Here is a 13344-nt window from a genome sequence, read left to right on the forward strand (position 1 = left end):
AATATTTATTTTTCTATTTTTGCCTGTATGCTCCAAATATTCAATAATTGGATAAAATTAATTCAAAAGGATTTTTCCATAAATACTTGATAATGAGAGAAAAACCCTCTATTAAAATTTGTACTGGTACTTAGTATGACTAAAATACTTGCAATCGAATCGTCTTGTGACGATACTTCTGCCTCAATTGTGATTGGCGGTAAAATCATAAACAATTATATCGCTACCCAGTCTATTCACGAAAAATATGGTGGAGTAGTTCCAGAATTAGCTTCCAGGGCTCACCAAAAAAATATAGTTCCGGTAGTTGACCAAGCCCTGCGAAATGCGAATATAACCAAAAATGAGCTCGATGCCATCGCTTTTACCAGAGGGCCAGGGTTACTGGGCTCACTCCTGGTGGGAACCTCATTCGCCAAAGGATTAGCCCTGGCATTAAATATACCGCTTATTGAGGTAAACCATATGAAAGCTCACATATTGTCCCATTTTATTGACGACCCAAAACCATCATTTCCATTCCTTTGTCTAACAGTTAGTGGTGGACATACCCAACTGGTTATTATTAAAGACCATCTTACCATGGAAGTGGTTGGAGAAACCCAGGATGATGCTGTAGGTGAGGCTTTTGATAAAACCGCTAAAATTTTAGGCTTGCCCTATCCGGGAGGCCCTTTAATCGATAAGTATGCGAAAACAGGTAATCAAAAAGCCTATGAATTCCCAAAGCTAAAAGGCAAGGACCTCAATTTTTCTTTCAGTGGAATTAAAACTGCATTTCTGTATTTTTTAAGAGATGAGGTTAAAAAAGATCCGGATTTTATAGAAAAAAACCTAAATGATATTTGTGCCAGTGTTCAGTCTACCCTGATCAATATTCTTACAGAAAAATTAAAATTAGCGGCAAAAAAATATAAAATCAAACAGGTTGGAATAGCCGGAGGAGTTTCTGCCAATTCAGGCTTGAGGTCGAGATTAGAAGAAATTGGCAAAGAAGAAGGCTGGAAAACCTTCATCCCAAAATTTGAATATTGTACTGATAATGCGGCTATGATTGCCATCACGGCTCACTTTATGTTTCAAAAGGGAGAATTTGCCGACTTAAGTGTTTCCCCAAAGCCCAGAATGAAAATTTAAATTTCCACTTTAAAATAACCCCAGACTGCATTCAAATTGCTAAAATCCGAAATCCACATTTTTTTCAATGCCCTGGTTTTTTACTCCAGAATTCCCGGACCATCCTGGGTGAAACATTCGGAAGAAAACCTCAATAAAGCCACTCGTTATTTTCCACTTATTGGCTGGATAGTAGGAGGAATTTCTATTATTATATATTTATTGGCAAACCAAATATTTCCCAAAAACATCGCTTTATTACTTTCTATGGCGGCTGGAATTTTAACTACAGGAGGTTTCCATGAAGATGGTTTTGCTGATGTATGCGATGGGTTTGGAGGCGGCTGGACGAAGAGTAAAATATTGGAAATTATGAAAGATTCCAGAGTGGGCACATATGGGGTTTTGGGACTTGTGTTGTTGCTGCTAATAAAATTTTTCAGCCTTTTGGAGATCCCGGAAAATTTGTTGTTGGTGAGCATTCTTTGCAGTCATACGGTAAGTAGACTTTTAGCATCAAGCTTTATTTTCACTCATCAATATGTAAGAGAAGATGCTTTAAGCAAAGTAAAACCTGTAGCCAAAAAATTGTCCAGTTCAAATTTTTTAATTGCTTTATTCATAGGTCTGTCACCACTATTTTTATTCCCAGAACTCATTTATTTTCTTGTGCTCATCCCGCTTTTAATTACCAAATGGTGGTTAGGCAGATACTTTACCAAATGGATAGGAGGATACACTGGAGATTGTCTTGGAGCCACCCAACAAATTGCAGAAATAGTTTTTTTGCTTTCGGTGATTGTCATAAATAATACATTAACTACAAACCCATGGAAATTTTACTTGTAAGGCATACCACTCCACTTGTCGAGAAAGGGATTGCTTATGGTCAAACCGACCTTGAAGTGGCAGATTCCTACCCAAAAGAGTTAAACAGGATAATAAAACAATTAATTGATTATCAACCAGAAGCGATTTATGCCAGCCCTCTAAAAAGGTGTAAAAGGCTTGCCCTTGATTTAAAATCTGCATTAAATTTCCAAAAAAATATTGAATTTGATGACCGACTCAAAGAATTAAACTTCGGGGATTGGGAAATGATAAGGTGGGAAGATATGGAAAAAGAACAACTGGATTATTGGATGGAGGATTTTGTGAACCGCAACAGCCTGAATGGAGAAAGTTTCCAACAACTTTCAAAAAGAGTTTTAAATTGCTTTTCTGAAATTAAAACCAAAAGACCGGGTAAAGTGTTGATAATAGCTCATGGGGGGTCCATCAGATGTATTCTAAACTCAATTTTAGGACTAGACTTAAAAAATACATTTAATCTCCATTTGGATTTTGGAGGAATTAGTAAAATCCAGATAGAAGAAAACCAGGGAAAAGTAATGTATATTAACCGATAAAAAACTGAGCTTCCGGGAATTGATCCGGAAAACTAAATTTATAAAAAATAATTGATAGCGTTTATGGTATTTACCAATACAATAAAAACCAATGCTCCAATCAATATTTTATTAGTTAATTTTGATTTTTTTCTTTCAGTTTCAATTTTTTTGTTGTCAATAAACATAGCTAGTTTCAGTAAAGTCATTTAAAAATATCTTCTATTTGATTCCTGTTTGTCAGGTAAGGTTTAGAACAAATGTAAACTTTTTTATTTATCAAATAGGCGCTCTGATAAAAATAAGACTGAAAATTTGATTTTATTAACCAAACAAAAGGAGTAATAAAAGAAAGGCTGGAAAACAAAAACAGCCACCTAAACTTATGGAGGTAAATATTTTGGCCTTTGGCATCGCCAGAGAAATTATGGGAAAACAAAATCTGGTTTTAGAAATTCCCAATCAAAGCACTGTAAAAGAATTATTGGAGATTATTGAGATGCAATTTCCCAAATTAAAAGATCTTGCCTCTATGACCATCGCAATAAATGAAGAATATGTAAAAGAGGAAAGGGAAATTAAAGCAATGGATGAAATCGCCATTATTCCACCAGTAAGTGGTGGTTAATTTTACTTTTCATTTTCAATTATAAAAGCAATTGTAAATCCCTGAATAACTAATTCTCTGTACTAAAAATGATAAAAATTACAGATCAACCCATAAACATAACTGAGGTAATTGAGCTGGTAAATGCAAGCGGGGCCGGAGCAATTGATGTATTCATTGGGACTGTCAGAAACAAAACTCAGGAAAAACAGGTTACACGTCTAGAGTTTGAAGCCTATGATGGCATGGCTGTGAAGGAAATGCAAAAAATTGCAGAATCCGCAAAATCAAAATGGCCGGTTCAAAAAATCGCCATTTACCACCGAAAGGGAGTTTTAGAGATTGGAGAAGTAGCGGTAGTAATAGCGGTTTCAACTCCCCACAGAAAGGATGCTTTTGAAGCCTGCCAGTTCGCCATTGATACCTTAAAACAGACTGTTCCCATATGGAAAAAAGAAGTTTTTGAGGGAGGAGAAGAATGGGTTTCAGCTCATCCGTAAATCAGCTAAGAAATATAATTTAGAACAAGTACCATGAAAATCTATACAAAGACTGGAGACAAGGGACAAACATCCTTGCTGGGAGGTAACAGGGTTTCAAAAACACATGCAAGAATTGAAGCCTATGGAACGATAGATGAACTCAATGTTCAGGTAGGACATTTAAGAGACTTTGAAGTCAATAAACAAAGGCAGGAAAATATTATACAAATTCAAAATACTCTTTTTACCACCGGTTCGATTTTGGCTGCTGGAGCTGAGGCTTCCAAATTTAAATTGCCAGAATTATCAGAATCAGATATCATCTTTTTAGAAAAGGAAATGGACCATATGGATGATCTGCTACCGCCTATGAAAAATTTTGTACTTCCCGGTGGGCATTTGGCTGTTTCAGCGGCTCACCAGGCAAGAGTAGTTTGCCGAAGGGCTGAAAGACTTTGCATACATCTATCTGAAAAAGAGGAAGTTCCAGAATTAATTATTAAGTATTTAAACCGCCTTTCAGATTACTTTTTCGTATTGTCCAGAATGATTACCAAAGAGCTTAAAGTGGAGGAAATTCCCTGGAAACCTGATAAAAAATAGTGAAATTAAATCTCTTTAATTAAGGAAAACTAGAATTAATCCAAATAAAAATATTATCAAAATTGTAAAAATTTACATTTATTTTGAATTTTCAATTAGGAATTACCATTTCACCTCGCTATAATTGCAATAAATAAAATGAGGCACAAATGACAAAAGTAAGATTAAATAGCGCAGAACATTCCGCCAGTCACTGGCTTGGGAAAGCACATATTTAGTCCGAAATTTCATCAAAATATTTGTAACCCGAGCCTCAAATCTCGGGTTTTTTTATATCCAAAAATTAAGGACAGATAATTTAAAAACCGATTTGAAAAGTTTTAAAACATATGAAATTAAAAATGGATCAAGAGAGTCACTTTGTGATCGCGAAAACTTTTGTCCGGGCAGGTTACGTACCTGAAATATCCCCTGAATTTATTTCAGGAGAAAAAAGCCCGGTCAAACTATTGTCCGGGCTTTTTTCTTTTAAAGCAAACACTAAACCCCACTTTTAGACTTCATCAGGGTTTGGCAAAAATCTAAGAGGAACCCCGGACAGTGCCACCAGGTATTGCTAAGGGTACTTCCACTTAGGAAGGTTTACTCCACATTTACATTTTTTGAAGGACATTTTTCTTCAAAAAGAATTTCGGTAAACTTTAAAACAGCCAAAACCATGAAACTGCTGAATATACTTTTCTTGGTGACCCTGACGGGACAAACGGTTTTTGCTGAAGCACAAACTGCGGCTAAGGAGTCTGGATTGCTTTCTCCTTTCCAAACAGTGCTGACGCTTATGGCCCTGTTTGTAATCACCAGGCTGTTTGGAGTAAAACCGAAGAAAAAGGTTCAACCCGAAAAGCCACAAAAAACGGTTGATCAACTGGTGTTGGAAAATGTAGGGGAACTTCAATTGCTGGACAACAAAACTCTGGTAGGAAGCAAACTTTTCAAAACTGAAAAAGATGTGGAAACGCTGGTTTTTGTAGCAAAAGTTGATAAAAGAGCTGAAGTAGCTGAACTTAAAAAGAAAAACAAAAAGACCAAGGTTCAATTCCTTACAGTTATTTTCGTGCTTTTAGTAACCCTTGTTTGGACCATCATAAACTAAAAAAGCCCTGAAAATTCAGGGCTTTTATTATTTCCAAAAAATGGTCTTTTTTAGTATCTGTAATGCTCAGGCTTGAATGGACCAGCAACCTCTACTCCAATATAATCTGCCTGATCTTTAGTTAATTCTTCCAATTCTACACCAATTTTCTCAAGGTGTAAAGCAGCCACTTTTTCATCCAAATGCTTTGGTAAAGTATACACTTTATTCTCATAGCTATCGCCATTGGTCCAAAGTTCTATCTGGGCAAGTGTCTGGTTGGTAAAACTGTTTGACATCACAAAAGAAGGGTGACCTGTGGCACAACCTAAGTTCACTAATCTTCCTTCTGCCAAAACAATGATTTCATTACCATCCACATCGTAAACATCTACCTGTGGTTTCACATTATATTTTTTGTCACCATAGGTTTTGTTTAACCAGGCCATGTCTATTTCATTATCAAAATGGCCGATATTACAAACTATAGTTTTATCTTTCATGGCTTTAAAATGCTTGTCAGTGATAATATCTTTATTACCAGTAGCAGTAATAATAATATTAGCTTCTTTCACCGCATTTTCCATTTTCTTCACTTCATAACCATCCATCGCAGCCTGAAGCGCACAAATTGGGTCAATCTCAGTAACAATTACCCTTGCTCCTGCTCCACTTAAAGATTGCGCACTACCTTTTCCAACATCACCATAACCAGCCACAACCGCAACTTTTCCGGCCATCATTACATCTGTAGCTCTTCTTATTGCATCTACTGCCGATTCTCTACATCCGTATTTATTATCGAATTTTGATTTGGTTACAGAATCATTGATATTGATCGCTGGTAATGGAAGCGTGCCTTTTTTCACCCTGTCGTATAATCTCAAAACACCAGTGGTAGTTTCTTCAGAAATTCCACCAATTCCTTTGACCAACTCAGGATATTGATCTAAAACCATATTAGTCAGATCACCACCATCATCAAGAATCATGTTTAAAGGCTTTCTATCCTCTCCAAAAAAGAGCGTTTGCTCAATACACCAGTTAAATTCCTCCTCATTCATTCCTTTCCATGCATAAACCGGTATACCAGCAGCAGCAATAGCCGCAGCCGCATGATCCTGTGTAGAAAAGATGTTACAAGAAGACCAGGTCACCTCAGCCCCAAGTTCTACAAGGGTTTCAATTAAAACTGCTGTTTGAATGGTCATGTGCAGGCAACCAGCAATTCTGGCACCTTTCAAAGGCTTGGAAGCACCAAATTCAGTTCTTAGAGACATCAATCCTGGCATCTCTGCTTCTGCCAATTTAATTTCTTTTCTTCCCCAGTCAGCAAGGGAAATGTCTTTAACTTTGTATTTCAATTGTTCTTCAACCATTGTGAGATATTTAAAAAAATTTACGCAATAATATTAAATTGGTAAGGGACTACCAATTAAGTTTAAAAAGTAGTAACTGGTTAACAGTATATTTGGCAAATATTGTTCGAATATTACAATTTTCTCCTAATAATGTTAAAAAAATTACATTCTGTTTCAATTCGGGAAATTACAATTTTTCTGGTAATTAGTGGCTTCTTGCTCCCTTTTATTTTCCTGAGGGATTTTTATCCCTTCTACAGATTTGGAATGTTTGCAGAACCAGTACAATACAAGGCGCAAAAAGAACTCTTTATTATACAATTTAAGGATAAAAATAACCAAACCAGAACATTTAATGCTGAAAATTATGGATGGAATAAGGATACTTTTACCTACCTCACCAGAAACTATTTTTATCGAAAAGAATCAAAAAAATTACTTGGGATAATAAAAGAAAAAATTGGCAGAAAAAACACAAAAAACTGGCAATTGCTCCAGCTTCAACCGAATATTAACGGGAATATCGATACCCTGAAAATTATTGATCTATAATGGATAAAATGCGAAGAATTTTATTTTTTTTATGCATTTCCCTGGTAATTATAATAATAGCCAACCTGTTCTTTTTTTTAGTGCTAAAACCAGAAATTCAACTTTTATTCAAAAATCAGTCCTCCCCCTGGTTTGCTCAATTTATTGACTGGTTTTACCCCAGATTTAAAACAGAAAGTCATCGTTTTCATCCGGAGTTCTTTTTCGAAAAAGCATTTCAGGTAATCCTGAGATTTGATATGGTCTCCTTGTCGGCATTAGCCTCTATATACATTTTTTCAAAATCAAAAAAACTTGAAAGTAGGAGGAAAGTTTTCTGGAATGGACAAATGAGTCCTGATTCTACCGGTATCCTCACCCGTATTTTCTATTTGGGGATGATTGGCTACACACTCGATTGGTTCCAATACCTCAATGATTATTACCAGTTAAAAGAATTCTATAACCCTGTTTTTTTATATCAAATATTTAATATTCCCTTCCCAAATCCAATAGCCATAACTTTTATGATTATCCTATTTTGGGGATCATGCATTTTTGCAATTTTGCAAATCAAACCCTTTGTCAGTTCTGCCGTGGCAAGCCTGTTGTTTATTCTAATCTTAGGCTTTCTGCAAAGCTTCGAAAAAATTAACCATGGCTATGCCACATTTGGATTTGCAAGCTTAATAATGCCATTTCTGGTGCTGGAAAAAGAAAGAGTCAGAATAATAGGGGAAAAACTTCAAAAAAACTGGCCGTTAAAACTGATCCAGATGACTATTGGTTTGGCTTATTTATTCAGCGGTCTGGAAAAAATACTGATATCAGGATTTAGCTGGACTTCAGGAGATACATTTTCCGGTTACCTATCCATTGGCACAGAAGGAATTTTAAGACAATTCCTTCTAAATCATCCTTTATTGGTCATCATATTTGCAAATGGTGTCCTGATTTTTCAATTAACCTTCTGGATAATCATATTCAATAGCCGACTGAGGTGGTTTTATTTGTTACTGGGGATCATTTTTCACTGGGGAACAATCCTGGCTCTGGAGGTAGGTACATGGAACTCTCCTTGGATTTTTGTTTACATTTTCTTCCTGCCGTTTGATGAAATGATCAATAAAGACTGGGTAATATTCAAAAAACTCAAAAGAATTTGACCATTTACTTTTCTATTTAAAAATAAGAAGGCATTTTTACCGCGCAAAATTGAGTTTACGCTGATTTTTCTAAAAATCGATAATAGTTTCCTTTACAAGTGAAGTGGGGAAACTCGTGGTTATTTAGAATAAATCTAAACAAATATAATAAGTTTTGCAGTATCGCTTAATTTAATATTTTCGCACTTAAATTTAGAAAACTGAATAAGCTTTAGGTTTAAAAGATGTCGCAAACCATAAAATTAAAAAAAGGGTTTAACATAAACCTTGCAGGAAAGGCGGAAAAGAAAATTGGACAGGTCGAAACTCCGGAGACCTTTGCCATTAAGCCGTCAGATTTCCCCGGAATGATAAGACCAAAAGTTACTGTTAAAGTTGGTGACAAGGTGAATGCCGGGGATACAATCATGTTCGATAAAAAACTTGATGCTGTTTTATATACGGCTCCCGTTAGTGGTGAAGTAATTGAGATAAACAGAGGAGAGAAAAGAAAACTTATCAACATAAAAATTCTTGCCGATAAGGAGATTTCCTATAAAGAATTTAAAAAACATACCGTTTCTGAGATTAGTACTCTGAGTAGAGAAGAGGCTCAGCAACAATTGCTGGAAAGTGGTGTTTGGCCAAACCTGGTCCAAAGGCCATATGCTGTTGTAGCCAATCCTGAGGATACTCCAAAAGCAATATTTATTTCGGCTTTTGATTCTAATCCATTAGCGCCAAGTTACGATTTTCTTTTAAAGGATCAGGACAAATATTTTCAGGCCGGAGTGGACGTTTTGAAAAAGTTCACTAAAGGAAGCATACATGTGAATATTGACGGAAATGCAGAAGTTTCCCAATTGTTTACACATACTAAAAATGTTCAGATTAATAAATTTTTAGGCAAACATCCTTATGGAAATGTTGGCGTTCAAATACATCATTTGGACCCGATAAATAAAGGAGATATCGTATGGACATCCAACCCATATGGTGTGGTGCAAATTGGAAAATTATTCCTTGAAGGTAAATATGATGCTTCCAAAGTAATCGCAGTGGCAGGTTCTGAAATTAAGAATCCGCAATACTATTCCACCTACATGGGAGCATGTGTAGACAAATTCCTTCATAATAATATTACAGGAGAAAATGTAAGGGTGATTTCCGGGAATGTGTTGACAGGAGCTAAAATTGAACAAAATGGCTATCTTGGTTTTTATGATCATCTGGTAACAGTTATTCCTGAAGGCAATAGATCAAGATTTGTGCTTACAGAAGGCTGGCTTGCCCCAACTTTCAACAGATTAAGTTTCCACAGAGCATTCAACCTTTTCTCTTTCCTTAATCCTCCAACCAAAGAATATGTGCTCGATACCAGTACAAATGGGGAAGACAGACCATTTGTAGTGAGTGGAGCATTTGAAAAGGTACTTCCTATGGATATTTATCCAACCTACTTATTAAAAGCCATAATGGCTGAGGATTATGATGAAATGGAAGCCTTGGGAATTTATGAAATTGCTGAGGAAGATTTGGCAATTTGTGAATTTATTGATGTATCCAAACATGATATTCAGGATTTGGTAAGAACAGGATTAAACCTCATGAGAGAAGGGTAGTTTACAGTTTGTTCTTAAAATTATTATCGCAGATCAAGTTAAATTAACATAAATGAAATTTCTTCACGATCTTTTTGAAAAACAAAGACCACTTTTTGAAAAAGGTGGAAAATTTGAAAAGTACTACTATCTGTTTGAAGCACAGGAAACATTTGTTTTCACTCCCCCATCGGTTACAAAACCGAAAGGGGCTCAAATTAAAGATGCTGTTGACCTTAAAAGGTTAATGATCACAGTACTTATTGCCATGATTCCATGTTTGATATTTGGATTATGGAATGCCGGACATCAACATTTTTTGGCCATTGGAGAAGCCGAGGCTTCCTTTATGGACAAAATGCTTTTAGGATTAAGATATGGCTTACCAATTATTATTGTCTCTTATTTGTCTGGAGGTTTGGTTGAAATGCTTTTTACAGTACTTAGAAAGCACCCATTAACGGAAGGGTTTCTGGTAACAGGAATGTTGATTCCTTTGGTGTTACCTATTACCATTCCATTATGGCAGGTCGCTTTTGCAACCATTTTCGCAGTAGTAATTGCTAAGGAGGTATTTGGTGGTGTAGGAATGAATATCTTAAATGTAGCCTTAACAGCCAGAGCATTTTTATATTTCGCATATCCAGCTGAAATTTCAGGAGATACCGTTTGGACTTTCATAGGAGAAGGACAACAAATGGTAGATGGTTTCACAGGAGCCACATTTTTAGGTCTTGCTGCCGGAGCTTCCACAGAAGGCGTAAATGTACTTGATGCTGTAGCATCCTGGAACGGTGGAATGTACGAATTTAACAGCTTGTTTTTAGGTACTATTCCAGGTTCAATTGGAGAAACATCAGCTTTGATGTGCCTTATTGGAGCATTAGTACTTATTTTAACCAGAGTAGGTAGCTGGAAAATTATTTTTAGTGTTTTTGTTGGCGCATATGTTGGAGGGTTAATTTTCAATGCTTTTGGTGCTAATACTTTTATGCAGCTTCCTGCACATTACCATCTGGTAATTGGAGGGCTGGCATTTGGAGCCGTATTTATGGCTACCGATCCGGTAACTGCCTCTCAAACAGAAAAAGGAAAATGGATTTATGGTTTCCTAATAGGAATTCTTACAGTTATAATTAGGGTGTTTAACCCGGCATATCCTGAAGGAATTATGCTGGCCATTCTTTTAATGAATGTATTCGCACCTTTGATTGATTTTTATGTAATTAAAGCAAACAAAACAAGGAGGTTACAACGTGCAACAGTCTAACGGATATATAATTGGCTTCGCAGCTGCCATGACGATAATTCTCGGAGGATTATTATCAGTAACCGCTGTAGGATTGAAAGAAAGACAAAAGGAACAAATAGTGCTTGAAACAAAAAAACAAATTTTAAGCGCTGTAATGTCTACAGAGGGAATTCCAAAACCAAAATTGTCTGATATCTACGGAGAGAGAATAAAATCAACAGTAGTAGATTTTGACGGTAATGAAATTGAAGGAGTAGTACCTGAAAATGTAAAAGTAGATAAGGAATACAAAAAAAGTCCTGAAAACAGACAGTATCCTGTTTTTAAATATATGAGTGAATCAAATCCTGATCAGGTAGAAGCTTATATTCTTCCCCTGTATGGATTTGGATTATGGAATTATATCTGGGGTTATGCTGCTATTTCATCTGATTTAAATACTATTTACGGTATCTCATTTGACCACGTAGGGGAAACTCCTGGTCTGGGAGCCAGAATCACTGAAAAAGGAGTTCAGGACCGATATAAAGGCAAGAAAATTAAAGATGAAAGTGGTGAAATTGTTTCTGTAGACATGATTAAGGGTGAAGGCAATCCTAATATGGATTCTAAACCTCATCAGGTGGATGGAATGTCAGGAGCTACCATTACCGGAAAAGGTGTGAATAGTATGCTAAAAAGTTATTTAGAAAACTATGAGGCCTATTTAAGTAAAGTAGCTAAGAGTGGTGGAACAATAAGTGCCAGTTTATAATTACCTAACCTTTTTTTTGATTCTAATTTACTAATAATATGAGTACAGAAACAGCAGAACAACCAGTAGCAAAAGTTGCCAAAGCTGAAGGATTATTCTCCAAAAGAAGAAGGAAAATTGTTTCCGATCCTTTAAGTGATGATAACCCCATTACCGTACAGGTACTTGGTATTTGTTCGGCACTTGCGGTTACTGCAAAGTTAGAGCCTACACTTGTAATGTCTATCGCAGTAATGTTTGTGGTGGTATTCTCCAACCTGATTGTATCAGTAATCAGAAATTTAATTCCTTCCCGAATCAGGATTATCGTTCAGCTGGGTATTGTGGCCTCTCTGGTGGTAATTGTGGATTTAGTACTTAGAGCTTATCTATACGAAGTTTCTAAGGTTGTTGGGGTTTATGTGGGGTTAATTATTACTAACTGTATCATCATGGGACGACTTGAGGCCTTTGCCATGGGCAATAAACCTTACGATTCTATCCTGGATGGTTTTGGAAGTGCTTTTGGATATGCCTGGGTTATTCTGGTTGTAGCATTTTTCAGAGAATTACTGGGTTCAGGTTCATTATTCAACTTCAAAGTTTTCGAAGCTATTGGCATCGATAACTTCCCAACTGTTGGTTTAATGACTTCTCCTGTAGGTGCATTTATCCTGATCGGTATTGTGATCTGGGTACAAAGATGGAGAAACGGATATGTTGAACACCAATAGAACCTTCTGATTTAGCAAAAACATTATTAATGAGATTAGTCCCTTTAATTTTTATAAGGGCTTAAATATTGAGAAAAAAATAAAATGGAACATTTAATTAATCTCGGAATAAAATCAATTTTTATAGAAAATATGGTATTTGCCTATTTTCTTGGAATGTGTTCTTATCTGGCTGTTTCTAAAAAAGTTTCAACTGCCACAGGTTTAGGGGCAGCGGTAATTTTCGTTTTAGGGATTACAGTACCAGCCAACTGGTTAATCTATGAGCTTATTTTAAAAGAGGGTGCTTTAACCTGGATCAGCGATGATTTTGCAACAATTGATCTAAGCTTTTTACAATACATCATGTTTATTGCAATAATTGCTTCAATTGTTCAACTTGTTGAAATGTTAATTGAGAAATTTTTTCCAGCTCTTTACGGATCACTGGGAATATTTCTACCTCTTATCGCTGTAAACTGTGCTATTTTAGGTTCTGCCCTTTTCATGGTACCAAGGGGTTATTCACTAGGTGAAGCTACTGTATTTGGGATAACTTCAGGAATTGGGTGGTTCTTAGCAATTATTGCCCTTGCAGCCATCAGAGAAAAATTAAAATATTCAAATGTACCTGCACCTTTACGAGGGCTGGGAATTACATTTATCATTACTGGATTAATGGGATTGGCATTTATGTCATTCATGGGAATTTCAATCTAATCTCCCCGTTAAACCACAAA

15 protein-coding genes are annotated in these 13344 nt (G+C 36.0%); 14 read left to right on the forward strand and 1 reads right to left on the reverse strand.

The window, feature by feature from the left end; translation table 11 throughout:
- Nucleotides 1-135 precede the first annotated feature (135 nt).
- The 7 genes from tsaD to A3EM_RS0126850 all read left to right on the forward strand — a co-directional run bounded on the left by tsaD (nt 136) and on the right by A3EM_RS0126850 (nt 5289).
- A complete protein-coding gene (gene tsaD, locus A3EM_RS0126805; RefSeq protein WP_020531329.1) occupies nt 136-1137 on the forward strand; it encodes a tRNA (adenosine(37)-N6)-threonylcarbamoyltransferase complex transferase subunit TsaD in 1002 nt (333 codons plus the stop codon).
- 36 nt (nt 1138-1173) lie between these two features.
- The gene (locus A3EM_RS0126810) at nt 1174-1965 is read left to right on the forward strand and encodes an adenosylcobinamide-GDP ribazoletransferase (RefSeq protein ID WP_020531330.1); all 792 of its coding nucleotides are present in this window, start codon (nt 1174-1176) and stop codon (nt 1963-1965) included.
- Complete coding sequence (gene cobC, locus A3EM_RS0126815; RefSeq protein WP_020531331.1) at nt 1947-2525, forward strand: alpha-ribazole phosphatase; 579 nt, start codon at nt 1947-1949, stop codon at nt 2523-2525. Before A3EM_RS0126810 ends, cobC begins: the two co-directional genes overlap by 19 nt.
- Nucleotides 2526-2889: 364 nt before the next feature.
- Complete coding sequence (gene moaD, locus A3EM_RS0126830; protein ID WP_026210625.1) at nt 2890-3132, forward strand: molybdopterin converting factor subunit 1; 243 nt, start codon at nt 2890-2892, stop codon at nt 3130-3132.
- Between the two features lie 68 nt (nt 3133-3200).
- On the forward strand, nt 3201-3611 hold the full coding sequence (locus A3EM_RS0126835) for a molybdenum cofactor biosynthesis protein MoaE (RefSeq protein WP_020531335.1): 411 nt from the start codon (nt 3201-3203) through the stop codon (nt 3609-3611).
- 33 nt (nt 3612-3644) lie between these two features.
- A complete protein-coding gene (locus A3EM_RS0126840) occupies nt 3645-4196 on the forward strand; it encodes a cob(I)yrinic acid a,c-diamide adenosyltransferase (protein WP_020531336.1) in 552 nt (183 codons plus the stop codon).
- A 658-nt stretch (nt 4197-4854) separates the two neighbouring features.
- Nucleotides 4855-5289 carry a hypothetical protein gene (locus A3EM_RS0126850; RefSeq protein WP_020531338.1) on the forward strand — a complete coding sequence of 145 codons (435 nt, stop codon included), beginning with the start codon at nt 4855-4857 and terminating at the stop codon, nt 5287-5289.
- 50 nt (nt 5290-5339) lie between these two features.
- On the opposite strand, the gene ahcY is transcribed toward A3EM_RS0126850, so the two are convergent.
- Nucleotides 5340-6647: an adenosylhomocysteinase gene (ahcY, locus tag A3EM_RS0126855; protein WP_020531339.1), complete on the reverse strand. Its 1308-nt coding sequence runs from the start codon at nt 6645-6647 to the stop codon at nt 5340-5342.
- A 132-nt stretch (nt 6648-6779) separates the two neighbouring features.
- On the opposite strand from ahcY, the gene A3EM_RS0126860 reads away from it, so the two are divergent.
- The 7 genes from A3EM_RS0126860 to nqrE all read left to right on the forward strand — a co-directional run bounded on the left by A3EM_RS0126860 (nt 6780) and on the right by nqrE (nt 13324).
- Nucleotides 6780-7181, forward strand: a complete 402-nt coding sequence (locus tag A3EM_RS0126860; RefSeq protein WP_020531340.1) for a hypothetical protein — start codon at nt 6780-6782, stop codon at nt 7179-7181.
- An 8-nt stretch (nt 7182-7189) separates the two neighbouring features.
- The gene (locus A3EM_RS0126865; RefSeq protein ID WP_157638108.1) at nt 7190-8326 is read left to right on the forward strand and encodes an HTTM domain-containing protein; all 1137 of its coding nucleotides are present in this window, start codon (nt 7190-7192) and stop codon (nt 8324-8326) included.
- 224 nt (nt 8327-8550) lie between these two features.
- Nucleotides 8551-9927, forward strand: a complete 1377-nt coding sequence (locus A3EM_RS0126870) for a Na(+)-translocating NADH-quinone reductase subunit A (RefSeq protein ID WP_020531342.1) — start codon at nt 8551-8553, stop codon at nt 9925-9927.
- 52 nt (nt 9928-9979) lie between these two features.
- The gene (locus A3EM_RS0126875) at nt 9980-11176 is read left to right on the forward strand and encodes an NADH:ubiquinone reductase (Na(+)-transporting) subunit B (protein ID WP_020531343.1); all 1197 of its coding nucleotides are present in this window, start codon (nt 9980-9982) and stop codon (nt 11174-11176) included.
- On the forward strand, nt 11163-11912 hold the full coding sequence (nqrC, locus tag A3EM_RS0126880; RefSeq protein ID WP_020531344.1) for an NADH:ubiquinone reductase (Na(+)-transporting) subunit C: 750 nt from the start codon (nt 11163-11165) through the stop codon (nt 11910-11912). Before A3EM_RS0126875 ends, nqrC begins: the two co-directional genes overlap by 14 nt.
- A 38-nt stretch (nt 11913-11950) precedes the next feature.
- Nucleotides 11951-12625, forward strand: a complete 675-nt coding sequence (locus A3EM_RS0126885; RefSeq protein ID WP_020531345.1) for an NADH:ubiquinone reductase (Na(+)-transporting) subunit D — start codon at nt 11951-11953, stop codon at nt 12623-12625.
- 84 nt (nt 12626-12709) lie between these two features.
- The gene (gene nqrE / locus A3EM_RS0126890; RefSeq protein WP_020531346.1) at nt 12710-13324 is read left to right on the forward strand and encodes an NADH:ubiquinone reductase (Na(+)-transporting) subunit E; all 615 of its coding nucleotides are present in this window, start codon (nt 12710-12712) and stop codon (nt 13322-13324) included.
- Nucleotides 13325-13344: the final 20 nt, after the last annotated feature.

It is taken from the genome of Flexithrix dorotheae DSM 6795 (assembly GCF_000379765.1).
Lineage (GTDB): Bacteria > Bacteroidota > Bacteroidia > Cytophagales > Flammeovirgaceae > Flexithrix > Flexithrix dorotheae.